The organism is Clostridium sp. AF19-22AC, from assembly GCF_003479085.1.
Classification (GTDB): Bacteria; Bacillota; Clostridia; order Lachnospirales; family Lachnospiraceae; genus Faecalicatena_A; species Faecalicatena_A orotica.
Genome location: NZ_QUGN01000016.1, coordinates 80812 through 105354, shown reverse-complemented (window position 1 = coordinate 105354; position 24543 = coordinate 80812). Strand labels below are relative to the sequence as shown.

Here is a 24543-nt window from a genome sequence, read left to right as displayed (position 1 = left end):
CTATCTTATAAAATTAGTACCGATTCTTTCTTCCTTTTCCGGCAGCCCGTATTTTTCTTTGCCAAGTGCAATGCTCTTCATCAGAAAAGACATATTCGCTGCCAGTGTCCGCATAATCTGCAGCCCTTCTTCATCCTGTACTGCCTCACCGGCATTGTTCCCATGAAGGCTGTTCCAGTACTGGCTGGACGCTACAGGCATCCCGCAGATGTTAAAATATTTATTCAATTCGTCAAATGTCGATGATAATCCGCCCCTTCTCGCAGTCACAACACTTGCTCCTGTTTTCATCGTTTTATCAAAGGATGTGCTGTAAAAGAGCCTGTCAAGCAGTGCGATCAATGTGGCATTTGCAGACGCATAATAAACAGGACTGGATACCACCAGACCATCTGCGGCCTCGAATTTAGGGGCTATCTCATTCACCAAATCATCTATCACACATTTACCGTGTTCGAAGCAGTAACCACAGGCCATACATCCCCTGACAGCCTGATTTCCGACCTGAATCACTTCTGTCTCAATCTCATTCTGGTGAAAAACCTTCACCATCTCCTGAAGGGCAATGTAATTGCTTCCCTTTGCATGTGGACTTCCGTTTAATAATAGTACTTTCATAAATCCTTCCTCCTTCTACAATAAAATATCGTTCTAATCCATCCGCTTTACAGCATTCCCATGTTCTTGAGAATATAGAGCCAGCCTGTCAGGCTGAAAGCGCTGAACAGTGTAGTCAGCATGACCACGCTGGACGTCAGAATGCCTTCGTGCTTCATATTTTTTGCCATGACAAAGCAGCTTACAGTCGTGGCAGAACCCAGCATAACCAGGATGGCTACGAGTTCTTCTTTCCGAAACCCCATTTTCACAGCCAGCGGCAGGAACAGGGCACAGTATCCAATCAGTTTCATAAAGGCCGCCAGAAGGGCCGGGCGTACTTTAGAAAATGCTTTCTTAATATCAAAGGTGGCCCCCATTGCCATAAGCCCCATCGGGGTAGCCATTGCCGCTACACTTGTTACGGTTTTTTCCATAACGGGCGGCATCGGGATTCTAAGCAGAGACCAGAGAATTCCGGCAGCTATTCCTAAGATAATCGGATTCTTCAGGATTCCCTTTCCTGTACTGACCAACATCTCCTTATCCAGTTTACTCTCTCCCGGACCAAACAGCGACAGGACAATGACCGCCATGATATTATAGATCGGCACACTGCCGATAATCATGAGCGGCGCTATATGAGCTGTTCCGTATACGTTTTGTATGATTGCAATTCCAAGCAGCGCTGCACTGCTCCTATAAGAAGCCTGTATGAATTCCCCTTTTATGGCCTTATCTTTCCATATCAGGGAAATAACCGCAGAAATCGCTATGCTGAGCACCGTGACTGCCGCACAAAATAACACAAACCTGCTGTCCCATACACTGCGGATATCAACGGATGCCAAATCATTAAATACGAGGACCGGAAGCGGGACGACAAATACAAACTTATTCATTTTTGCCGCAAAATCTTCCTCTATCCATCCGATTTTTTTGAAAAAAAGTCCCAGCATCATTAACAGAAAAACCGGGACAGTAGCATTTAAACTAAATATTAAATTCTCCATGACTGCCTGTGCTTTCTAATTGTTCTTGAATTTACCCCATATAATTATAGATGCAATCCCATAAATTTACAATAGAGGAAACACAAGGGGACATGAAACAGAATTTCATTTCCGACTTCATGTCCCCCTTAAGCAGCCAGCTGCTTCTTATAAGATAAACTAATTACCTGCACACCCGTGTTTGTCTTCTCCACAGGAGTGGCTTCCGCAGTCATGTCCTTCTGCATGATGATGGTGGCTGCACATTGTATCTGGGTTATATGCAAGTGTCCCTTCCAGCAGTGCTTCTACACTGGCGTCTGCATCTCCAGTCACTCCCGGGTACAGTTCAATGCCGATATCAGCAAGTGCCACGCGGGCTCCGCCCCCGATTCCGCCGCAGATCAGGGCCTGTACATGGTGGTTCTGGAGAAATCCTGCGAGCGCACCGTGTCCACTGCCAACCGCACTCACTACATCTGATGATACGATCTTTCTGTCCTCGACCTCGTAAATCTTAAAGTTCTCACAATGTCCGAAATGTTGAAATACCTGTCCGTTCTCATATGTTACTGCAATTCTCATAATGAATGCCTCCTTGATGATTGTTTGATTTTAATCCATCTTCTGAGTGGGCAATATAGACTCAGATTGACACTACGTCTTGCGGATATGGTTTCATTGTACAGCTTTTTCCGGCATATGTCAATTATTCTTATTACAGTCTCTTTGGCTGCATCTTCTGCGGCAGCACTCCTTTGCCTTTGGGCAGATTTCATACACACCGCCCCCGATTTTTAATTTTCTACCTTCCACGAGTGTTTCTGCCAGCTTTTTTCTTGCCGAATCATAAATGGACTGTACAGTAGTCCTTGCCACATTCATCTGCTGTGCACACTCCTCCTGGGAATATCCCTGATGGTCGATCAGACGGACAGCCTCGTATTCGTCAATCGTCATTATTATCTCTTCCCCGGAATCTATCTTTGCAGGGGCAAACTCATCGATTCCCGGCATCTCGCAGATTCGTCTGCACTTAACCCGACGTCCCATGTACCACACCTCTCATCTTAAAAACGGAAACAAAATATATCATTTATTCCATTGTCAAATCTACTTTTATCAGCATCGTAACTATTCAGAACCCATGAATAGTTACTCCGTATCTTCTTTCTGTATTTCCTCCACCAGCTTTTCAATAACAGAAAGATCCTCTTCCAAAAGCTCAGCGATTTGAGCCACAGAATGGCCTTTTTTAAGCTTCTTTTGAATCTGGGACTTCAGATAATCCATGTTGCCTTTCTTATATCCGTCCTCGAATCCATCCTCGAATCCGTCCTCAAATCCATTCCCAAATCCTCCCTCGTATCCTGATTCGTATCCTTCTTCATATCCTTCTTTACGAAGTGAATCATAATGGAGTTTGTCGTTAAAGTTTGAAAGTATCATATTAACCACCTCACCGCGGTTCTTTCTAAGAATATCAGCAAGTATCCCCTCTTCTATACATTCATCCACCGCCCTGTTCACTGCATCCTCCAAAGCAAATTTCCTGCTCAGGTATCCCCGGACACGGGCGATGAAGCAGGCATATTCATTCAATTTCCTGCAGCGGTTCATTAAATCCTTATTATGCCCAAGATTTACATTCAACATTTTTGCACGGCATTCCAGCGCAGGTTTCTGTCCGGGCGGCAGATCATAAAAAGCATCCGACAGCAGCAGATCCATCTCATCTGGTGCCGAATCTGCCCCATTATAAAAAATAAGGTAAACAGGAGCCGGTAAAGGTACTAGTTTACTGCCGTAAATGTTGAACTGCATAGTCTCTATGTATACCCGCAGCACATCAGCGAAATAAAACAGCCCGCGCAGCGGCATATTCGGATTTAAAGTACTTTGATGTTCATAAAGATTCAGAACATTAGCGATGAGAAAAGAAATGTCATTCTTCATGCCAAGATAAACGGCATCACTCATCGTTGTTATAATCAGTTCATCAGGATTCGTATAGCTGGTAGAATTCACTGCATTATATAATGCCAGCAGATCCTCCCTGTTATTAAATATCAACCGGAAAAGCTGATCTTTATATGCTCTGTTAATTCGAAACTTGCGTCCAATCTTCTTGAACCGTTTTAAAACAATATTTGCCATATGTTTCTTTCCTTTCATTTTATCATAATCAGTTTGGGAAAAGTAGTTATTTCTACCAGAATAAAATAATAATAAACAGAATACCTGAATGACATGAACTGTCATATCGAAGTATGGTAATCATACCAGATAAATTTCAAAAAATCAATCTGGTATTACCATAAATTTTTTCTAAAATGTAACTATGCGAAATTCAAAGGACGTTTCTGAAAAAGTGAAAAAAGAAGCGGCCCCGGGGCCGCCTCACTCTGTCAAACTATTTTAAATCTCTATTTTTCGCATTGTTCCTAACCTTCTGCGTCTTCTCTTGTCAGCTTCCGTATCCAGTTGCCATAATGTGACTCCAGAAATGCCGGCACGCATTTAAAGATCTGGTCCGCATTCAGGCAGCATACAACGACCGCCGGAGAAGCCTTTACAACAAATGCCATGACAAACGACAGCGGTATAACGATCATCCAGATACTGATGAGGTCCATTTTGACAACGAACATCGCATTCCCGCCTCCCCTGATGATTCCGTTGTTGGTCGGCATCTGGTAGGACATGCCTACACATACGACACTCAGGATGATCAGGAAGGTGTTCGCCATCTCTTTTGTGGATGCCGATAAGTCATACAGGCTCAGGATCGGAATCCGGATAAAGAATAAAATGATGCCGGACAAAACTCCTATTACAAGGAACAGTCTCTGCAGTTTTCCCGCGTACCGCTTTACACGGTCTATATCACCTGTCCCGACTGTTTTTCCGATGATAACAGATGCCGTGGAGGCGGCTCCCACAGCGGTGGACTTTACCAGCAGGAACACCGTTGAAGCCACGCTGTTTGCCGCGATGGCTGCTGATGTCATATGTCCCAGAATCGCCGTCTGCAAGGCCGTATTCACGCCCCACAGCCCCTGCACCAGTACCATCGGCCCTGTGATTCTGACATAATCGTTTCTCAGGACCTTATCAGACTGCAGGTAATCCTTCAGCTTTATTCTGAGATTCTTCTCCTTCTTCACCATATATATAATTAGGATACCACACTCCAGAATCCGCGCCGTCAGTGTACCCACTGCCGCTCCTGCAGTCCCCATCTCCGGAAAGTGGAATTTCCCATAGATCAGCAGGTAATTGATTCCGCAGTTTACAAAAAAGGTCATAATAGAAAGCTGAAATGCAATCTTCACGATCTCCGTACTGCGCAGTGTCGCAAGTAAAAGCTGCGTCACGGCAAAGAACAGATATGTAAACCGGATAATCTTTAAATAATTTACGCCTTCCTGTATAATCGGGCCATCTGTTGTGAAGATCCCGACTGCCTGATAAGGAAAGATACTGACGGTAAGAAACAGAATCACAGCTACATATAAACCGATCCGCATAGCGATAGCCGCAATCTTTTTCATCGGTTCTGTCTGCCTTTTCCCCCAGTACTGGCTGCCTATGATGACAAGCCCTTCCCCGAGCGCCGTTAATACCTGCTGAAAGACAAATTGTATCTGGTTCACCGCTGCCACACCCGCCAGGGATGTTTCACTATAAGCCCCCAGCATCATATTATCCGCCAGATTGACGCTGATTGTAATGACATTCTGTAAAACAAGCGCTGCATATATGGAAAAGAAATTCTTATAAAAACTCTTGTTCTCTGACAATTTTCCCTCTCCCTTCGTATAACATTTTCATTATACGCGCCTGTCCCTGCCTTTTGCAATTATATTCTAATCTTTTTCACGCCGCCTGTACAGGTACGCCCCCATCAAAAGCAGGCTCCCCCACGCAAGATAGGCACTGTTCCTGCTGTGTTTTATGAGTGCCGCATCCCCTGGAAGCTGCTTTGATCCGGCTATATTCTGTGCCGACTGCACCAGTTGTTCGGCCTTTCCCTGATAAAAGCTAAAATCGGACCATCTTTTCGGGATATAATCCAGACTAAACCGAAAGCTGAGTCGGATTCCGGCAAATATCAATGCGGCCAGGCCTATCCCCCAAAATGCAAGCAGCACATTCCTCAGTACGACTATTTCAACCATACTTATCTGCCTTTTCAGTACAATATATCCATAAATAATAATGGCCCAGACAGGAAGCGTCAGGAAGAGGAAATTAAAGGCCGAATAATCCCCTCCTGCCAGAACTGTATCCGGAGTACCAAACTCCTGTTGGATAAGCCAGCTTTCGGCCGCTGATACAGCGGTCCTGCTTTTATAGACCATTTCGATATTGGAAAACCCAGATGCATCCGGATTCTGAATCCACAGCATTTTCCTTTTTTCTTTGATAATACCACGTATCACATAATCCTCCTGGTTCACAGTCAGTGTTTTTCCGGCCACATCACTGCTCCCGAACAGAACCCTGGCGCCTTCATCACTGATGGCGCAGCCCCGGTTGTCCCCTTTCGAAGGATACATGCCGTCTATACGCTGTCCGGGCAGAATTTTTTCCAGATCACCGTACCCCTCTATCAGCGAAAAATCCCCTTCACTGAAATATTCCCCTGCTGCCGCCTCAATCCGGTCTTTTATGTTCCAGAGAGTCACTTCCGGTATCTCACCGGCCTTCTTTTCTAAATTTGTCTTTTCTCCGCGAAGCTGCTCATAATAACTGTCAAGCTGTTCTGCACTTACTGTATTCTTCTCAAACCTGACATGTATGATCGTTTCTCCTGCATGTATATAAGAATATTCTGCAACAGAAAGCACCAGAAGGCCAATGCTGAACAGGAGCAGTATTCTCTGTATATATTTTCTCTTACTGGTCAATTCGCACCCTGTCTCCTTCTTCTATTTCTTTGCTGCTTTCTTTGATTACCTTTGTTTTGTCTGTCAATGCTCCTTCCACGGCTACCCTGTTTAAGTCCTTTGCCTTTTTTACCAGACTGATTCTCTCCGTCACATATTCCTCGCCCAGAATCGTGTTTGTTTTTCTGACCGCAAGGCAGTATGCCCCTTTTGAATCCTCGCGGACCGCTTCTACCGGCAGAATCCAGTCATACCGGATATCGGACTCTTTCTCAATCACATACGCACCTTCCATACCATCCGAATATTCGTCCCCTTCTATCTTGGCGGTAATATACCGTATGTCATCCTGATTCTGCTTTGTTCCGTCACCAGTGCCCCCTGCCGCCCCGCTTTCATCCCCGGACCGGTTCTCCTCTGTCCGGATGCTCTGGATCTTCAGTTTTTTCTGTCCCTTCATGCCGGTAAATTCTGCCAGTATTGTATCTCCTTCTTTCAGCTTTAGGGCATCTTCTTTATCCACAGGGGCTAAAAACTCATAACTGCCTGTTCCGATCCGTATATATTCCTGTCCTGAAGTAACCATGCCCTCCGACATGCTGTTCTGCGTAATGGTTCCTTTCACAGTCGATTTTATAACGCCTTTCGCATCCATAATATCCTGCAGTCTTTTTATGACTTTCTCCTGCTGTCCGATATCTATCTTCAATCCTTCAAGGGTCAGGTCTGAGCTCTGCTTTGCCTTCTGTTCATTTGCATTTGTATTCTCATCCTCTGTCTGGGCAATCTCATATGCCGCCTGAGCCTGGTCAAGTGCATCCTGCATGGCATCCACACTCTGCTTCAGAGACTCAATCTGTGTCTGCTTTTCTGATGCTGCGCGCTCCAGTTCCTGATCAATGCTGCTGATGGTCTGGTCGTATGCCGCTTTTGCCTCCACATTCTCCTCACCGCCCTGCATCAAAAATGTATCATATGCCGTCTGTTTTTGCTCATCCGCCTTCCGCTGTCTTTCCGCCGCCTCCTGATTCTCTGTATTTACTGCTTCATCCAGTCTGGCAGATGCCTCCTGATAATTGTTCCGGGCCATTTCCAGATTCTTTTCTGCCAGATAGGTCTGGGGTGTCCGGGCGTCCGGCGTCTGGCTGATCTGCTCTTTCTCAAACTGCAGGCGCAGCTGTTCCAGTTTGTCCTTCTGCTGATCCAGTTCTCTTGAAAGCTCCTCTGTATCGATCAGTACAAGGGGATCTCCTGGTTTTATATTTGTACCTGGTTTTGTAACCTCCTTAACCCGCAGATTTGCGGGAACCGTCACCAGATCCCCCTTCGACGCTCTTATGCTGCCTTTTCCCTTTATCTTATATTTTAAATTTCCCGAGGAAGGTTTTTCAAGCCTGACCTTGGGGACGATCACTGAATCTGCTGCCCGTGACACAATAGTGCACAGTACCATCACTGCAAAAAAAATAGCAAGCAGTTTTCCCCAGAATGCTTTTGTCTTTATCTTCTCTTTTACGTTCTTACGCCTTGTTCTTTGAGTCATAACTGTCCAACCTCGCTTTTATTCTTTCAGCCCGGAAGCCGCAATTCCCTGTTCCAGATACTGCTGCCCCCACAGAAACAGAAAAACAGCCGGAAGCAGCATAACGATGGATGCCGCAAAAGAAACATTGATCTTATCGGATGTAATATTAGGTAAATACAGAGACAGCGGCCATAAATTCTTTGTTTTCAAAAATGTCATCGGCTGTTCAATGACATTCCAGTATTCCAGAAATCCCAGAATCATGGCAGAGATAATCCCCGGCAGTGCCATCGGGACCCCGACCATACAAAAGACCTTAAATTCACCTGCCCCGTCTATTCTGGCAGCTTCGATCAGTGAATCCGGGATTCCTGAAAATGCTTTTGACATGATAAATACCGGGAATGTGTTGAATATGCCGGGAAGGATAAGTGCCAGATGTGTATCCAGAAGCTGAAACTGCTTCAATACAAGGTATCCCGACACCATTGTTACCTGAAAGGGCATGATCATTAATATCATATAGAGAAGCATCAGGATATTCCTGCCCCTGAATTTATAGCGCCCCAGTGCCCATGCGGCCGGTGTCCCGATTAAAAGCTGGCCGAGAAGGACTGGAAATACCTGTCTGCATGAATTCCAGAACATCACAAAGAATCCGGGGGAATCCAAAAGCAGTTCCACGTATGGTTCCAGAGTGGGATACTTCGGCAGCAGAGAAAAATGTGCCCTTCCGTCAGCGCCTGCCAGGACTGCCCCTGTATTTTCAATCAGCTCCCCCTTTCCCATAAAGGACTGCGCCGCCATGTACAGCAGAGGGAGCCATATAACGCTGCTCAGCAGGACTAACCCCGCCGTGATCCACCTATTTTTTCTTTTCATATGTCAGATGCACTCCTATTATAATCAGTGATGCAGCGGCTGCCATCATGACAGAGGCAGCGCTCATCTTTTGTATGTCAAGCTTTACAAACCAGTTATTAAAAAGGTGTTGCAGCATGTAGATACTCTTGTGTGGATAATCTCCGGCGATCAGATAGGCCTCCCTGAATACTTTAAACGAATTGACCAGTGATAATACGGCAATCATCGCCACAGTCGGTCTTAGAAGAGGCAGGGTAATGTGAAAGAAACACTCTTTTTTCCCCGCGCCGTCCATTCTGGCCGCCTCATAGAGAGAATCCGGGATTTCATTTAGTCCGGCCAGCCACAGGATCATGTCATACCCTGTGTTTTTCCAAAGGTAGCTGAACACAAGGACATAAAATGCAGACGGTCCGTTCATCCAGTCTGTGGGACTGATATGGAACCGCTCAATAAAACCGTTCAAAAATCCGTGGTTGTCAAATACAAGCCGCCACAATACCACGATAGAAGCGACCGGGATCGCCATCGGAAACAGGAATATCGTCTTAAGCAGCTCACGAAGCCTTGTAATACTGCTGATAAGAACAGCCACCGCCAGGGAAAGGAGTAAAAGCAGGGGGATACAGGTCACGATAAAACGCACCGTATTTGACACCGCCAGCTGAAACGAACTCTTTCCGATTACGGTCAAATAATTATCCAGTCCCGTAAAATTCACGCCCACTGCGTCCATAAAGGAACGCCTGAACACATCTAAGAACGGAAATAGGATAAAGATCCCCACTCCCGCCAGGCTTGGCAGGAGGAAAAGAAACCTGCCGGGGTACCGTATCCCCTTTCGTTTTCCCCCTGCCATATGCATAGAAGGCACCGCGCTATTCAGAAAGGTAGGTATCTGCTTTTTCAGCGATATCTTTCGCTGCCTCTTCGGCCGTTCTGCTGCCGTCAAAATATGTTTTTGCTCCATCCAGTATCATCTCTCCTATGATGTCATCCTTCTGTACCGGTTTTTTCAGTTTCTTTCCCATATCGGCCAGAGACTGTACCTCACTTCTGTGGGGAAGTGTAATATTCTCCGTCACTGGTTCTGTTTCATCTTCTTCGCCATCTGTAGCAGATGCGGCAGATGAAATACTTACACTGCCGTTGGCTTCATCGGGTTCTTCCTCCAAACTCTGTATCAAGGCTTCCATTGCCTTTTCATTCACCGGGAAACCGCAGTCCACATCTACAGTCTGTACGTCCTTGGACAACAACGTTTTTACAAATTCCCTGGCGAGCTCGGTATTCTTGGAAGCCTTATTGATTCCTACAAGGTCATGGGGGGTATAAATGCCATTCGTATCCGTTGGTTCTGTACCTGTTTTTCTCATGTAATGATAAGGCATCATCATACTCTGAATCCCATTGATTTCATATGATGCAATCGTATCCGTTTCCTCCAGGTTTCCCACCTTCCCGACATTCCAGCCTGAGTCCGGGGTTTGTGATCCTCCCCCAAAAAATATGGTTCCTTCCACGCCGTCCGATTCTACGGTTTTTCCTGCTGTCTCGATTAAGGAAGCAAGTAATTCTGTATCAATGCTTTGTTTTTCATCTACAATCTCATCATAGTAAATATTTAACAACAGGCCCATGACCTTATTTTTATCGGCCATCTCCATTAAATCATTCCATTTATGGTCTTTCATGTAATCTATCAGTGTATTTGACGATTTCAGTATCCTGGCTTTTTCACTGCTGCCCATCAGGACCGGGACACCATATCTGGTCGGAATCTGATATATTTTGCCGTTCTTTTCGTAAGGATCTGTTATATTCGCGCTGATTCCATCCTCTTTATCCACAGCATCCAATATGCCGCCCAGATCAGCTAATATACCTTTTTCAATATAAGACTCTGCCGGCAGACCATCCAGCATAATCACATCAGCGCCGCTGCCCCCCAGCAGTTCCGTATTCAGTGCACGGATGCTGTCCGCCTTTGTTCCGGTTCCCTCTCCGGCACTGCCTGTCTTGTATTCGATTCCCACATCCGGATTGTCCTGCTGGAACTTCGCAATCGCCTGCCGTACCGCACTGCTTTCTGTCAGCCCGTAAACAGTCAGCATCTGGGAAGGCTTAGCTTTTGCAGTCTTATCATATACATACCGGTAAAGCTGGTAAGTCGTCTCTCCGCCTGCAGTCTGTGTATGAAACAGTACCAGATATGTCCCTTTTTCTGTCTCCACAAGGTTTATGGCACCCGCCTGCGGAATACCGAATGCGGACGCGTTTTCACTAATCAGGTCCTCTGCCACACTTCCCCCTTTTGTCAGGTGGTGCAGCCCCTTGGAATCCGCATAAATGCAGTCATTCTTCTCATTGATTTTGACAATGCCGTCACTCGTCATGTCAGCATATTTGATTTCATCCCTCACTTCGCCGGTTGCTGTATCATAGTAGATAAAACCAGTCCCGTCCTGATTTCCCATGATGAGGTCTTTTCCGCTGACATCCATGAGCATGGACAGAACTCCGGTATACTCCCCGCTCTGGAAGCTCCTGATCAGATCCCCTGTCTTCTGGTCATACATCCTTACCTCTCCCGTAACCGGAAACGCAAGGAAGAGGTTTCCGTCGGAATCAACCGCCATGTTCGAAACAATCGGATACATATCCATATCTCCCTGGCTGGCAAGCTCTGGTATCACAATCTCTTCACTCGTGCCGTCCCCTGCATCTCTGACCACATGGGATTTATTCTCATTGTCAAAAAACAGTGCATATAGTTTACCGTCTTCTCCCCTTGCTATATTGCTGAACTCTCCTAACGTGCTGCCTGCATGATCCAGCCAGGCCGCGTCACCTTCTGTAAATTTACCGTCCTCATAGTGGTATGCCCCGTATGTTCCTGCCAATGTGTTATAGGTATAAAGCCAGGAATCACTCTCTTCCCCTGCAGTCAGCGCTATCACATTTTCTCCTTCTTTCACAGGAAGCTCAACTGGTTCCTCTACATATCTCCCCATCGCCTCCTGACCGCCTTTAGCATCTTTATCTTTTTTACCTGAACATCCCGTTATCCCGGCCGCTGCCAGCGCCACCGCAAGCAGTACTGCCGCAAATCTTCTTATTTTCATTGAATCGTCCTCCGTTTCTTTTTAGTACGTCTTTAGTCTAGCAAACATTTCTCTAAAAATCTTTTAAGGATTCTTAATGTTTTTACAGATTTTTTAGAGAAATCTTTGCTATACTATATTCAGCAGCTTCGCTGCTTTCATTTCTTTGAGAATAGAAAGGATCCGATATCGTGAGAATTTTATTGATTGAAGACGATCTGGAATTGTGTGAGGCCGTGCGCCTCCATCTTGTGAAGGACAACTATGACACAGATATCTGCAATACAGGGACAGATGCTTTGTTTTACGCATCTCACCAGGCATACGACGCCATCATCCTGGACCGGATGCTTCCGGGCGTTGACGGCATGACCATTCTGCAGTCCATCCGCAGGAACGGTATCCAGACCCCCATCATCCTCGCCACTGCCATGAATGATATCACGGACCGGATCGACGGTCTGGATGCAGGTGCAGATGACTATATTGTAAAGCCATTCGACGTGCTGGAGCTGATGGCAAGGATTCGCGCGCTGACAAGAAGGCCTGCCGCAATCCTCCCCGGACACAGCCTCACCTTCGGCGACCTTGAACTGTTCAAAGAGAAACACGAGCTTTCCTGCGGCGGGCAGCTTCTCTCTCTTTCTAAGAGAGAATCCGGCCTGTTTGAATTTTTCATCAAAAATGCAGGGCAGGTCCTGCCCCGTTCCCTCATCCTTACACACATCTGGGGACCGGATACAGAAGTCGAGGACGGAAATCTTGATAATTACATCCATTTCTTGAGAAAACGTCTGAGGGCCCTCAACAGCCGTACTAAAATCGTAACCATTCACGGTGTGGGATACCGCATGGAGGAATCTGATGTTTCATAAACTAAGGAAAAAACTGACTCTGGCCTACACGGTTACGACCGGCATGGTCCTTGTCTGCGTTCTCGCAGTCATCCTGTATACGACAGAGCGCTCCATATCCGAGCGCAACATTGAAAACTTTGAAAAGAATATCATGGAGCTCAGTTCGAAGCTGCAGTACGGCAGCTCCATCTCCCAGTCCTGGCTGACAGATCAGGAAATAGAGAATCAGCTGATCATCCACATCGAAGAAAATACCGTTCCTTTCTTGTTTCCAGGTTCCTATACCACGAAGACGGACAGGGACCTCCTCGTAGAAAAGGCTAAAAACATGGCAAGCAAACAACAGGTCAGCCCGGATATCCCCCCTGTCTCCACCTCTCTCCAAAAAACAGACATCATGTCCCTAAACGGCGAAAATGGAGACTCTTATCTGGCCTATGTCATGGTCACGCCGTCGCAGACCGGTGGTTTTAAAAGCATGGTGGTCCTGCACGATAACCGGCAGAAAAAGATGCAGATCAAAAACGGACGCATCCTGTTCCTCACGACGGGCCTGTCCGGCATTGCCGCCATCTTTCTTGTGAGCTGGTTCTTTGTAGAACATTCCTTAAAGCCGCTTGCGAAAAACAGAGAAAAACAGAACGAATTTATCGCTGCCGCCTCCCATGAGCTGCGCTCCCCCCTTGCTGTCATTCAGGCCTCTTCCTCTGCAGTTCTGGAGGATACTTCCAGATCCGGGGAGTTCCTGGCGACTATACAGAAAGAATGCAGACGGATGGGGCGGCTTGTAAATGACATGCTGGTCCTTGCCTCCGCCGACACAAAAGGGTGGCACGTGGCACGTGAACAGATTGATATGGATACCCTGCTGTTAGACATCTATGAACATTATGAACCCCTGTGTTCAGAAAAACACGTTCCGCTTTGTATCAGCCTTCCAGACGAACCCCTGCCGCCTGTCCTCGGAGACAAAGAACGGCTGGAACAAATCTTCTCCATCCTGATTGACAATGCGCTCACCTATGGTACAGGGAAGGGCGGCACTGGCAGGAATCTGCCCGTAGAACTGAGGGCAGAAGTTTCAAAACACCATCTCTGCGTATCTGTAGCCGACCACGGCCCCGGAATCACAGATGAAAAGAAACCACAGGTCTTCGACCGTTTCTTCCGCACCGACCAGTCCCGCAGAGATAAATCCCACTTCGGCCTTGGCTTAAGCGTGGCAAGAGAACTGGCACATCTGCACGATGGCACACTCACACTCACAGACACGGCCGGGGGCGGATGCACATTCACACTCAGACTAAAGAGAGGGAACTTTTAGGTGACGGGGACGCCCCATGTAAGGTTTGGTAGCCGGGGCTGTATATGCCGCTGCGAAATGCACACCGTGTTGCTAACGGATTCTACTAAAAAATGACACCTGAATGACAGGTACAGAGAACACATCACGAGAAATCTGATGATTTCTCGCGCTGAGTTCTCCAAAAATATGATTCGGAATCATATTTTTCCCTGCCATTCAGGTGTCATTTTTTCTAGAATCCGTAAGCACACTCTAGCATTTTGCAGCGGCATATACAGCCCCGGCCACCAAACCTTACATGAAGCTGGTCCATCCGACAGGCAGAAAAACATATCGAATGTCAAGCATTAAAATGAACAAAACATTTCAAACAAAAAAAATTAGCATATGGTAGACTGCCTGTGGATGAGCCTGCATGTAAATTCCTGATAGGTAAACTCCTCTTCTTTTCCCGCCAAGATGGATAAGATCAGTTTGGCCGCATACCGCCCCATTTCGTGATAGGGGATGGTAATGCCTGTGACGGACGGGTATGTGATGGCGTAGAAGTCTACGTTGTTAATGAAGATGTTCTTCGGATGCTGGGGCAGTACGACGCCACTTTTCAGTATTTCGCGCTGGATCAGGTAACCAATATCGTAGTTATGGGAGATTGCGATATCGAATTCATGGGTGTCCATGTATGCCTTCAGCCCCGGGTAGATATTCTCGGGACACCGGTATTTCACCGGGATCACTACATGCTCCAGATCGCACTCCGGGTAGATTCTGGCGGCCATTTCTGCAAACTGGGGATATTTGTTGTTTACAAATACACCCTCGTTATCTACAGAGAAATACCGGATGGTCCTCAGCTGCTTCTGCCTGCAGAACAGGACGCATTCTTCCAGCACATCGTCGAAGGCGTGCGGCTTCGGTGATTTTTTTGAAAATACGCCGTCCATACAGACAACCACGTAGGGGATGTCATATTTCTCCGCAGGCTCTACAAACTTTTCATGTTCTTTATTAGAGATATAGATCAGCCCGTCGATCAGGTTTGATTTATAGCTGTTAATATAGGATGGTGAAGTGTCTTCCTTCTTCTCATAAAACAAGGTCAGTGTATAATTCATCTTATCCAGATATCTTCCGATACCCTCGATGGTATCGAGAAAAGACTGGCGGCTGTAGTCCCACGCACAGACGATGCCGATGGCAGTACATTTCTTATTCCTCATACTCCGTGCCGCCTCGTTGGGGACATAGTGGTATTCTGCAATGACTTTTCTCACCCTCTCCTTTGTCTCCTCACTGATACGCTTATCGTTCCGGTCATTGAGCACATAGGAGACGGTCGCCTGGGACACTCCGCATATTTTTGCTATCTCTTTTGCTGTAATATTGCCTTTCATACAAATCCCCCGATTCAAAGTTAGTCGTAATGCCGATATGTTTCCTGAAAGTTTTTAAAAAATTGCACAACATTTTCCATTCTATCTTGTATTTCTTATTGATTTATGCTAATATAAATCTTGCTTATAGGTATAAGCAAAAAACTTTATTGTCATTATAGCAGTAATTTGTAAGCTCATCAAGGGCACAAATTATTTATTTTTACTTTTTTGCTTATACGATTAACCTACATTTCTGGTATTGTCAGCTGCCAGAATAACAAGGATAATGTCAGGAGGTTTTAAATGTCAGGAAAAGAACATGTATCTGCCCTCAGGGACCTGATGAGGCAGGAACACGTGGATGCAGTCTACATCGGTACTGCAGATCCACATCAGAGTGAAGGCGTCGCGACACACTGGCGTGCCATGCAGTGGTTCAGCGGATTTACCGGAACTACAGGTTACTGTGTAATCACTCTGGAAAAGGCCGCATTCTGGAGTGACGGACGCTATGCAGCGCAGATGGAGCGGGAGCTGGACAGCAGCGTCTTTGAACTCTGCAACACCTCGGTGCAGGGAACACCGGGATGGATGGAATGGCTTGTAAAGAATGTGGGCGCCGGTTCCGTTCTTTCTATGGACGGCGAGGTCCTATCCATTGCTGATTTCAGGAAATGCAGGGACTATCTGAAGCAGTATGATATCTGTATCCGGCATGAGGCGAATTATCCCGGAATGCTTTGGATAGACCGCCCCGATATCCCGGATGCCCCGGTCTGGGAGCTCGAACTTCTTTATGCAGGCGAATCCAGAAAGGATAAGATTTCCCGCGTGCGCTCTGCCATTTCGGACAGAAATGCCGATTGTTATCTGGGCTGCTGTCTGGATGATGTGGCATGGCTTACGAATTTAAGGGGAGGGGACCACCCGATCTACCCAATTTTTCATGGATATCTGCTGATTACTCCGAAAGAAGTCTGCCTGTGTATGGATGAGGAAAAACTCAGCGCTGCCATCCGTACCCATCTGGAGGAAGACGGAATCAGCATCTTTCCGAGAAACGAAGTGTTCCCGCTTATTTCAAGGCTTACATCCGGCAGCAGGATTCTGATGGATCCGTACAAAACAAGCCTGAAGCTTTTCGCTTCTGTCCCAAAAGATGTACATATCATCGAGCAGATGGATATCATCACTTACCTGAAAAGCCGGAAGAATCCGACAGAGCAGGAGAATATTCGGACAAGTAATCTCAAGGAAAGCGCCGCGATTGTCCGCTTTATCCGGCATATTTATGACCGGCTGGAAACAGGTACTGTGACAGAATACGATCTGGTCCGGGATCTGGAGATTTTCCGCAGGATGGACCCAGACTACCTGATGCCTGCCAATCTGGCGATCATCGCTTATGGTCCGAACGCTGCCCTGCCCCACTACCGTCCTACTGAGGAGATACATTCCGAGGTAAAGAAAGAAGGAATGCTGCTGTTCGACATCTGTGCCCATTATAAAACCGGCACAACAGACATTACCCGGGTGATCCCGACAGGCCCGTGCACGGAGGAGATGCGTACCGACTACACACTGGCACTAAAATCCAATATTGCACTGGCCACCCAGCGATTTGTCTACGGAATGACCGGCGATGTCCTCGACGGAGTCTCCAAAGCTGTCCAGTGGAATCATTCCCGCCATTTCGGGCATGGAACCGGACATGGGATGGGCTATCTGCTCTATGTACATGAAGGTCCGGGAAAAATCATTACCGAATTTGCACCGCCGTTCCCGTATGCCAGACAGGTGCCACTCGATACCGGCATGCTCTTCTCCGATGAGCCGGGAGTGTACAAACCGGGCAGGCACGGGGTCCGTCTGGAAAATAATCTTCTTGTTCAGGAAGAATGTGTAAATGAATTCGGGAGATTCCTGAAATTTGAAACTGTAACCTTCTGCCCGTTTGAACGCAGCCTTATCCTGACCGGGCTGCTGACAAAAGAGGAAACAGCATGGGTGGACCATTACCACGAAGAGACTTATCACAAGCTCTCTCCTTATTTAAATGAAGAGGAAAAAATCTGGCTGGGGGAAAAGACACAGCCGCTTGTGTAAAGTTTCAGAATCTGACCAGTTATTACTTATCAAAAAGGAGTAAGAAAAAATGAATGAGAATAGTGAGAAACAAAAGAAGAAAAAATGGGACATACAGGTTCCACACACATATTTTATCATCTTCATAATATTGATTTTATGTGCGATACTCACCTATGTCCTTCCTGCAGGTTCTTATGACCGCGTGGAAAATGATACCGGGAGGATGGTCGTTGTAGCCGATTCCTTCCATGAAGTAGAATCCAATCCGATTTCACTGATGGATTTCCTGAAGGCTGTCCCGTCCGGACTGGAGGCACAGGCAGCTCTGATCTTCTTCGTATTCGTCTGCGGGGGAACTTTCGGTATCTTCGACGAGACTAATGCACTGAATGTGGGGATCAATAAAATCGCCCACCGGCTAAATGGAAAAGAAACCCTGATGATCATCGCCATCACAACCATTTTCTCCATCCTCGGTGCAACGATGGCATTCGACCCTCAGGTAATTATGTTTATCCCGCTCGGTGTCGCCCTTGCCCGTCGATGCGGTTATGATGCCATCACCGGTATCGCAATGGTGCTCGGCGGCGTATATGTCGGATTCTCCTGTGGTGCCCTGAACCCTTATACAACGGCTGTTGCACAGGGAATCGCCGGTGTCCCGCTGTTCTCCGGACTCGGTTTCCGTGTGGTATGGCAGATTGTTACACTTGTCTTCACATGCGCATACATTATCCGCTATGCGAAAAAGGTGAAGGCATCTCCTTCTACAAGCTACTGTTATGAATTAGAGTTAAGCGAAAAAGAAGCACACGAGAAAGAACAGGCAAATTTCACAACAAAACTTTCCGTACGCCAGATTCTCGTAATCCTTGTTCTGTTCGGCGGATTAGGATGTGTTGTATATGGTTCCCTCAAATTATCCTGGGGTACCTCAGACATGGCTGCCGCATTCTTCGGAATGGGACTGCTCGCAGGTATCATCGGGGGACTTGGTGGTAACAAGATCTGTACATCCTGGATCAAAGGTGCTAAGACAATGGTATTCGGTGCCCTTGCTATCGGGCTTGGACGCGCCATCCTGATCGTCCTTGAAAATGGTATGATCATGGACACCATCGTTTCCGGACTTTCATCCCTGCTGCAGATGCTTCCGTCATCACTGATCTCGATCGGTATGCTGATCGCCAACGTAGTCATTAACTTCTTCGTTCCATCCGGAAGCGGACAGGCTACACTTGTTATGCCATTCATGGCGGCCATCGCATCCCTGACAGGAGTTACAATGCAGACAGCAATCGTGGCATTCCAGGGTGGCGAAGGATTTAGTAATGCAGTCATCCCGACCAGCTCCACAACGAATGCCTGCCTCGGCGCCGGAAACGTAGGCTATGAGAAATGGGTGCGCTTTGCAATGCCGATGTTCCTGATCCAGCTTGTTATCTGCGCCGTGTTCACAATTATTGCATCTGTAATTGGACTGTAGGAAAAAAGTTTCCTGTGAAATAAGAAAGCACTGTCGGCTGTATATTCAAGAAATGGAGGAAGGGTCCCGGCAAAAAGCCGGGGCCTGTGATAGAAATTATGGTATGGTCATCAAAAGAAATCAAGAAAAAAGGACTCACCTGCTTAAATAAAAACTTTATACAGGCCTATCTGGCGGTTCTGGTAATCCGACTGATCGCAGATATCCCTGCACTCTTCTTTAACCAGGGCAGCAGTATCCGTTCTCTGTCTCTGTCAGGCTCCGCCCTGCTCCTTGCCATCCTGCTTGCTGGCACTATTTTTATTTATCTGCCACTGAATGCAGGAAAGAACAGGTTTTATATGGATCTGAATGACGGCAGCGCAGAATTTGATACCCTGTGGCATTTTTTCACCCGGGGGAAAAAGACATACCTTTCTATCGTAAAAGGAATGACCGTGAGATATCTGACCGTCCTTGCCGGCGGCCTGATCCTGATTGTACCGGGAATCATGCAGTATTACCGCACATTTTTTACTCCGTGGATTCTGGCACAGCATCCGGATATGACCGCAGGCGTGGCAATGCAGAAAAGCCGTGAAATGACGGCCGGGCAAAAGATGAACCTCTTCATCATGCAGCTGACATTCCTAGGCTGGATTGCCCTTTGCTTCTTCCTCTCCTACCGTTTCAGCCTGGTCCTGCCGACCGGCATAGGACGCGCGGTTTCGACAGCCATCTATGCGCTTCCTGCAGCCTATTACCATGCGGCTGTCGCAGCATTGTATACAAAGCTGTCACAGCATCTGCTGTAAATAATATATCAGAAAGTCCGGGTGAGTTAATTCTCATCCCGGACCGCCTGTCAGGCTTTCTTCAGTTTATTCCGGTAACTGCTCGGGCTTGTCCCTACATGCTGCTTAAACAGCCTCGAAAAATAATTCATATCATCAATTCCACACATCTTAGCAATCTCCCCAACCGGAAGCTGTGTAAGATTCAGCAGCCGGATTGCGTAATTTAACCGCTCCTGATTCACGAATGCCGTAAGGCTGGTTCCGGTTTCTTTTTTAAAAAGAGTCGAAATGTAGTTCTTATTCATGGAAAACTTTTCTGCAATTGCCTTCAGCGTGAGGTCCGTGTCCGGATTCAGCCTGATATGGGTCACAATCTTTTTAATAGTCGGCGAATAATCTTCCATCGAGTATGTCCGCACAAGCATACAGTACTTCCGGGGAATGTCCTTGTAGATGCTGTCAAGCTGCTTTATGTTCACGGCATATTCTATGAGTGCCGTAATTCTGTTGACCTCTGTGTCCACATAGACCGGATGAACACCACCCGACTGGGCAGCTTTGCGGCAGATTGTGTTGAACATGATCAGATTATTTTTCTGGTCACGCAGCGAATCCGGAAAGTGCTGCTTTATAGAACTTAAACTGAGCTTTTCTCTGATTTCTTCTATCTTTTCCAGATTTCCTTCCATTATATAGGCACACAGCCGTTCTTCACTCTCATATTTGCTCTCCATATAGACAATCGAACTCGGGGTTGGCTTTGGTATCATATCCGTATGGTCACTAAACCCCGCCTGATGCGTATTCAAGATCAAATGGGGCATGGAAAGTTTCTCTTCCCCCCACAGGAACTGTGCCAGATTTCCAATCAGGCTCTCCATCCTATGTTCTTCAGGAATCACAGGGAGGGACACATAATACTGCTGCATAAAGTCCTGAAAATGTTCCGGAAGGCCTGCTTTCCGGCAGTATTCATCGACACGTGTCATTGTAAAAGGAACATAGGTGAACGGACCCACGACAAAGAGGGCCGGAGTTTCCTGCGGCAGTCTGACGAAGATGTACTCGCACCCGAAACGGTCTGTCCCCCTTCCAAGAATATGCTTCTGGTAAATATCCATGCAGTCAGCTGAGATATTCTTACAGAAGGTGCGGTAGTCTGCTTCCGTATAAATGGATCTGCGTAATTCATGATCGAATTGCGCCTCCCAGAGAAATGGATATTGAATGATTCTGGAGGATATCCTCATCTCAGACAATATGGCCTGTGTATATGACAGTAACAATTGATTATCAGGCATAGCTGTTCTCCTATTCGCATTTATTACATTAATATTAGCATAATATTCAGGGTGTCTCAAATAAATATAAAAAATTTACTAATTTCAACAAATACTGGAATACCTACTATTTTTTTTCAGGGCTATACTTAAATCATATCATAAAAGAAGGAGGTAAACAGGTATGGAGGAACAAATCCATATATCAGGATTTGCAGACGAAATCAGCCCGGATTTTGAACAGCAGCTTAAGGTTGTCACGGAGCTTGGAATGTACTACATTTCCCTGCGTTCCGCAAACAAGAAGGGAATTGCAGACTATACCGTACAGGAAGTGCAGGAGGAATTAATGCCCCTGCTTTCCAAATACAGCGTAAAAGTATCATCTATCGGTTCTCCGGTCGGAAAGGTAGACATAGAGGACGAAGAAGGATTCCAAAAGCAGAAACTCCAGCTGGAAGAGCTGTGCCGGATCTGTAAGTTACTGGACTGCAGTTATATCCGTATGTTCAGCTTTTTCATCCCGGAAGGAAAAAATCCGGATGATTTCCGCAATACAGTCCTTGAAAAAACCAGACAGTTTCTGGATATTGCCAGACAGCACGACATCATACTGCTCCATGAAAATGAAAAGGATATATATGGGGATACGAAGGAACGCTGCAGAATACTATTTGACGAACTGAAGGATCCACATTTTTACGCCGCCTTTGATTTTGCCAACTTCGTACAGTGCGGTGAAGACCCGGAGGAATGCTGGAACCTGCTTAAGCCTTTCATCAGGTACATTCATATCAAGGATGCTGTCTCTTCAAATCAGGAGAATGTTGTCTGCGGCACGGGGGAAGGAAAGATTGAACTCTTATTGGACCGCGCCATCCGCAAAGAAGGATATACCGGATTCCTGACACTGGAACCGCATCTGGTGCTGTTTGATTCCCTGGCTTCATTAGAGACTACGGCGGCAGAAAATATCATTAAAGAAAACAAAGCCAAAGACGGCAGGGAAGGGTACGCCATGCAGTACCATGCATTATGCAGCATTTTAGAAAAGATCGGACAGCCTTAATACCATGCAGTTGTCCGTAAAACAAAAAAGAAAAGTGAGGAGAAAAACATGAAAAAGATTCGTTTTGGACTAATTGGAATTGGTGCACAGGGAGGCGCTTATGCCGGATTTCTGACAGGGAAAGGAGGCTTTCCGGGAATGCCCGCGCCTGAGTGCCCGCCACATTGTGAACTGGGGGCGCTGTGCGATATTGACCCTGAAAAAGAAAAAATGTGCAGGGAAAACTATCCGGAATATCCATTCTATACAGACTGGAAAGAGATGGTGGCTTCCGGTAATGTAGACGCTGTCATCACGACTGTCCCCCACTACCTGCACCCGGAGATTGCAATCTACTGTCTTGAGCACGGTATGAACGTACTTGTAGAAAAGCCTGCCGGTGTATTTGCAAAATCTGTGCGCGAGATGAACGAATGCGCGGCAAAACATCCTGAAACTGCATTTGGTATTATGTTCAACCAGCGTACCAACAAACTCTACCAGAAGATTAAAGAAATCGTGGCTTCCGGTGAAATGGGAGAAATCCGCCGTTCCAACTGGATCATTAATTCCTGGTGGCGCCCGGACAGCTATTATGCACAGAGTGAGTGGCGCGCTACATGGGGCGGAGAAGGCGGCGGTGTACTCGTTAACCAGGCACCTCACCAGCTGGACCTCTGGCAGTGGATCTGCGGTATTCCAAGTAAAGTATATGCCAAATGCCTGTACGGATGCCACAGGGATATTGCCGTAGAAAACGACGTGACCATTGTAACAGAGTACCCGAATGGGGCGACAGGAACCTTTATCACCTGTACCCATGACCCGATCGGGACAGACCGTCTTGAAATAGACCTTGACGGTGGCAAGATTGTAGTAGATTCCAGCCAGACTGCTACCGTTTACCGCCTGAAAAAGGATGAAAAAGAGATGAATGAGACCATGAGCATGATGGATGTTGCCAAACTGACTATGGGCAATGCTTCCGGCGCAGACGGCATGTACACAGTGGAAACATTTGAGAATACAGACGGCTGGGGCGTTCAGCATACGACTGTAATGGAAAACTTCGCCCTGCATATTCTGGAAGGGACTGACCTGCTCGCACCTGGTTCAGACGGCATCAACGGCGTAAATCTTGCCAATGCCACCCAGTTGTCTTCCTGGCTCGGAAAAGAGGTAGACAACCCGGTAGATGAAGAACTGTACCTGAGCGAACTGAACAAGAAAATTGCAGAAGAAAGTAAGTTCCCGGCCAGATAAGCCGTTCCGGGTATATTCCGGATTTCGGCAGAACATAAAAAGGACTGGAGGATATGAATAAGATGAAAAGTGCAGCCGTAATTGGTTTAGGAGACATCTCCGCAATACATATCGCGGCAATCCGGCGCAATCCTGATATTACACTTAAAGCAGTGTGTGACATTGATGAAGAGGCACGTAAGCGAGCCCCTGAGGGGACTGCGTTTTACACGGATTACCATGAAATGATCCAAAAAGAACAGCCGGATGTGGTACATGTCTGCCTGCCGCATTATCTGCATGTACCGGTATCCAAAGAGGCCGTTAATCTGGGCGCACATGTTTTCTGTGAAAAACCTGTCGCCATGAATACGGCTGAGGCTGAGGACTTTGCCGCCTTCGAGGCAGCCCATCCAGACAGACACATCGGCATCTGCCTGCAGAACCGTTTCAATGAATCGGTAGAAATGCTCAAAGAACTGATAGACAGCGGACAGTTTGGAAAGATAACAGGCCTGAAGGGCTTCGTCCCCTGGGCACGGCCAAAGTCCTATTATGATGAAAAGCCCTGGCGCGGCACATGGAACTATGCAGGCGGCGGCTGCATGATCAACCAATCCGTACATACATTGGATCTGCTCTACTATTTAGGTGGACCAATTGAAAGTATTAACGCCTCTGTATCCCAGCTGCTGGATTACGGCATAGAGGTAGAAGATACCGTATCTGCCGCACTTAGGTTTGAAAGCGGGGCACAGGGCCTGTTCTTCGCAACCAACGCTAATTATAGAAACGAAGGCGTACAGATTTCGGTACAGACCGGGGGCGCAGAATTTTCCATCATCGATAATGTGCTCTACCAGACAGAACCGGACGGTAACAAGAAACGCCTTGCAGAAGACGCAAAGATGCCGGGGGAGAAATTCTACTACGGCGCCAGCCATGAAAAACTGATCCGGGCATTCTATCAGGCAATTGAAAGCGGCAGTCAGGACTATCTGCATGTCAAAGACGCTGTCATGAGCATCCGGCTGATTGACGCGATTCAGCAGTCGGGCCGGACAGGAAAGCACGTCAGGCCCTGAGAGGCACATGTAACTAAAAATGAAC

At 46.9% G+C, this 24543-nt stretch carries 21 protein-coding genes; 8 read left to right on the top strand and 13 right to left on the bottom strand.

The features are described 5' to 3' along the window. From DWX43_RS17745 to DWX43_RS17695, 11 genes are all read right to left on the bottom strand, one after another. Positions 1-618, bottom strand: coding sequence for a flavodoxin family protein (locus DWX43_RS17745; RefSeq protein WP_118621286.1), 618 nt, complete (start codon positions 616-618; stop codon positions 1-3). Positions 619-665: 47 nt separating this feature from the next. Beyond that, a complete protein-coding gene (locus tag DWX43_RS17740) occupies positions 666-1610 on the bottom strand; it encodes an AEC family transporter (protein WP_118621285.1) in 945 nt (314 codons plus the stop codon). Between the two features lie 159 nt (positions 1611-1769). Continuing rightward, positions 1770-2174 (bottom strand): NifB/NifX family molybdenum-iron cluster-binding protein, encoded by a 405-nt coding sequence (locus tag DWX43_RS17735; protein ID WP_118621284.1) that lies wholly within the window; start codon positions 2172-2174, stop codon positions 1770-1772. Between the two features lie 120 nt (positions 2175-2294). Then, a complete protein-coding gene (locus DWX43_RS17730; RefSeq protein ID WP_118621283.1) occupies positions 2295-2642 on the bottom strand; it encodes a DUF134 domain-containing protein in 348 nt (115 codons plus the stop codon). A 102-nt stretch (positions 2643-2744) separates the two neighbouring features. Then, the gene (locus DWX43_RS17725; RefSeq protein ID WP_118621282.1) at positions 2745-3746 is read right to left on the bottom strand and encodes a hypothetical protein; all 1002 of its coding nucleotides are present in this window, start codon (positions 3744-3746) and stop codon (positions 2745-2747) included. A gap of 287 nt (positions 3747-4033) precedes the next feature. Next, positions 4034-5392 carry an MATE family efflux transporter gene (locus DWX43_RS17720; RefSeq protein ID WP_118621281.1) on the bottom strand — a complete coding sequence of 453 codons (1359 nt, stop codon included), beginning with the start codon at positions 5390-5392 and terminating at the stop codon, positions 4034-4036. Positions 5393-5458: 66 nt separating this feature from the next. Next, positions 5459-6502, bottom strand: coding sequence for an ABC transporter permease (locus DWX43_RS17715; protein ID WP_118621280.1), 1044 nt, complete (start codon positions 6500-6502; stop codon positions 5459-5461). Then, positions 6492-8024 (bottom strand): hypothetical protein, encoded by a 1533-nt coding sequence (locus DWX43_RS17710; protein ID WP_118621279.1) that lies wholly within the window; start codon positions 8022-8024, stop codon positions 6492-6494. The genes DWX43_RS17715 and DWX43_RS17710 overlap by 11 nt, the downstream gene beginning before the upstream one ends. Before the next feature lie 18 nt (positions 8025-8042). Beyond that, positions 8043-8888, bottom strand: a complete 846-nt coding sequence (locus DWX43_RS17705; protein ID WP_109729690.1) for a carbohydrate ABC transporter permease — start codon at positions 8886-8888, stop codon at positions 8043-8045. Further along, the gene (locus DWX43_RS17700) at positions 8872-9840 is read right to left on the bottom strand and encodes a sugar ABC transporter permease (protein WP_243099378.1); all 969 of its coding nucleotides are present in this window, start codon (positions 9838-9840) and stop codon (positions 8872-8874) included. The genes DWX43_RS17705 and DWX43_RS17700 overlap by 17 nt, the downstream gene beginning before the upstream one ends. Further along, positions 9749-11995, bottom strand: coding sequence for an extracellular solute-binding protein (locus tag DWX43_RS17695; protein WP_118621278.1), 2247 nt, complete (start codon positions 11993-11995; stop codon positions 9749-9751). The genes DWX43_RS17700 and DWX43_RS17695 overlap by 92 nt, the downstream gene beginning before the upstream one ends. A 170-nt stretch (positions 11996-12165) precedes the next feature. Between DWX43_RS17695 and DWX43_RS17690 the strand changes: the two genes are divergently transcribed. Together DWX43_RS17690 and DWX43_RS17685 are read left to right on the top strand one after the other, a co-directional pair. Next, a complete protein-coding gene (locus DWX43_RS17690; protein ID WP_118621277.1) occupies positions 12166-12849 on the top strand; it encodes a response regulator transcription factor in 684 nt (227 codons plus the stop codon). Then, entirely contained in the window at positions 12839-14155 is a 1317-nt protein-coding gene (locus DWX43_RS17685) for a HAMP domain-containing sensor histidine kinase (RefSeq protein WP_118621276.1), read from the top strand. Before DWX43_RS17690 ends, DWX43_RS17685 begins: the two co-directional genes overlap by 11 nt. A gap of 362 nt (positions 14156-14517) precedes the next feature. On the opposite strand, the gene DWX43_RS17680 is transcribed toward DWX43_RS17685, so the two are convergent. Next, complete coding sequence (locus DWX43_RS17680; RefSeq protein ID WP_118621275.1) at positions 14518-15531, bottom strand: LacI family DNA-binding transcriptional regulator; 1014 nt, start codon at positions 15529-15531, stop codon at positions 14518-14520. A 285-nt stretch (positions 15532-15816) separates the two neighbouring features. Here DWX43_RS17680 and DWX43_RS17675 point away from each other — a divergent pair, with 285 nt between their 5' ends. The 3 genes from DWX43_RS17675 to DWX43_RS17665 all read left to right on the top strand — a co-directional run bounded on the left by DWX43_RS17675 (position 15817) and on the right by DWX43_RS17665 (position 19881). After that, positions 15817-17619: an aminopeptidase P family protein gene (locus tag DWX43_RS17675; protein WP_118621274.1), complete on the top strand. Its 1803-nt coding sequence runs from the start codon at positions 15817-15819 to the stop codon at positions 17617-17619. A gap of 49 nt (positions 17620-17668) precedes the next feature. Beyond that, the gene (locus DWX43_RS17670) at positions 17669-19087 is read left to right on the top strand and encodes an AbgT family transporter (protein WP_118621273.1); all 1419 of its coding nucleotides are present in this window, start codon (positions 17669-17671) and stop codon (positions 19085-19087) included. Positions 19088-19173: 86 nt separating this feature from the next. Further along, positions 19174-19881, top strand: a complete 708-nt coding sequence (locus DWX43_RS17665; RefSeq protein ID WP_118621272.1) for a DUF975 family protein — start codon at positions 19174-19176, stop codon at positions 19879-19881. A gap of 50 nt (positions 19882-19931) precedes the next feature. Here the strand turns inward: DWX43_RS17665 and DWX43_RS17660 are convergent, their stop codons facing one another. Beyond that, the gene (locus tag DWX43_RS17660) at positions 19932-21164 is read right to left on the bottom strand and encodes an AraC family transcriptional regulator (protein WP_118621271.1); all 1233 of its coding nucleotides are present in this window, start codon (positions 21162-21164) and stop codon (positions 19932-19934) included. Positions 21165-21327: 163 nt separating this feature from the next. On the opposite strand from DWX43_RS17660, the gene DWX43_RS17655 reads away from it, so the two are divergent. The 3 genes from DWX43_RS17655 to DWX43_RS17645 are packed head-to-tail and all read left to right on the top strand — an operon-like array spanning position 21328 to position 24518. Continuing rightward, a complete protein-coding gene (locus tag DWX43_RS17655; protein WP_118621270.1) occupies positions 21328-22212 on the top strand; it encodes a TIM barrel protein in 885 nt (294 codons plus the stop codon). 48 nt (positions 22213-22260) lie between these two features. Continuing rightward, positions 22261-23454 carry a Gfo/Idh/MocA family oxidoreductase gene (locus DWX43_RS17650; RefSeq protein ID WP_118621269.1) on the top strand — a complete coding sequence of 398 codons (1194 nt, stop codon included), beginning with the start codon at positions 22261-22263 and terminating at the stop codon, positions 23452-23454. A gap of 53 nt (positions 23455-23507) precedes the next feature. Next, positions 23508-24518: a Gfo/Idh/MocA family oxidoreductase gene (locus tag DWX43_RS17645; protein WP_330582288.1), complete on the top strand. Its 1011-nt coding sequence runs from the start codon at positions 23508-23510 to the stop codon at positions 24516-24518. The last annotated feature ends 25 nt before the right edge of the window (positions 24519-24543 follow it).

Coding starts and splice junctions, on each gene's coding strand:
- DWX43_RS17650 (WP_118621269.1), top strand. CDS start 22,261: ATGAAAAAGATTCGTTTTGGACTAATTGGAATTGGTGCACAGGGAGGC.
- DWX43_RS17725 (WP_118621282.1), bottom strand. CDS start 3,746: ATGGCAAATATTGTTTTAAAACGGTTCAAGAAGATTGGACGCAAGTTT.
- DWX43_RS17675 (WP_118621274.1), top strand. CDS start 15,817: ATGTCAGGAAAAGAACATGTATCTGCCCTCAGGGACCTGATGAGGCAG.
- DWX43_RS17655 (WP_118621270.1), top strand. CDS start 21,328: ATGGAGGAACAAATCCATATATCAGGATTTGCAGACGAAATCAGCCCG.
- DWX43_RS17670 (WP_118621273.1), top strand. CDS start 17,669: ATGAATGAGAATAGTGAGAAACAAAAGAAGAAAAAATGGGACATACAG.
- DWX43_RS17705 (WP_109729690.1), bottom strand. CDS start 8,888: ATGAAAAGAAAAAATAGGTGGATCACGGCGGGGTTAGTCCTGCTGAGC.
- DWX43_RS17730 (WP_118621283.1), bottom strand. CDS start 2,642: ATGGGACGTCGGGTTAAGTGCAGACGAATCTGCGAGATGCCGGGAATC.
- DWX43_RS17660 (WP_118621271.1), bottom strand. CDS start 21,164: ATGCCTGATAATCAATTGTTACTGTCATATACACAGGCCATATTGTCT.
- DWX43_RS17685 (WP_118621276.1), top strand. CDS start 12,839: ATGTTTCATAAACTAAGGAAAAAACTGACTCTGGCCTACACGGTTACG.
- DWX43_RS17680 (WP_118621275.1), bottom strand. CDS start 15,531: ATGAAAGGCAATATTACAGCAAAAGAGATAGCAAAAATATGCGGAGTG.
- DWX43_RS17735 (WP_118621284.1), bottom strand. CDS start 2,174: ATGAGAATTGCAGTAACATATGAGAACGGACAGGTATTTCAACATTTC.
- DWX43_RS17645 (WP_330582288.1), top strand. CDS start 23,508: ATGAATAAGATGAAAAGTGCAGCCGTAATTGGTTTAGGAGACATCTCC.
- DWX43_RS17710 (WP_118621279.1), bottom strand. CDS start 8,024: ATGACTCAAAGAACAAGGCGTAAGAACGTAAAAGAGAAGATAAAGACA.
- DWX43_RS17695 (WP_118621278.1), bottom strand. CDS start 11,995: ATGAAAATAAGAAGATTTGCGGCAGTACTGCTTGCGGTGGCGCTGGCA.
- DWX43_RS17745 (WP_118621286.1), bottom strand. CDS start 618: ATGAAAGTACTATTATTAAACGGAAGTCCACATGCAAAGGGAAGCAAT.
- DWX43_RS17740 (WP_118621285.1), bottom strand. CDS start 1,610: ATGGAGAATTTAATATTTAGTTTAAATGCTACTGTCCCGGTTTTTCTG.
- DWX43_RS17700 (WP_243099378.1), bottom strand. CDS start 9,840: ATGGAGCAAAAACATATTTTGACGGCAGCAGAACGGCCGAAGAGGCAG.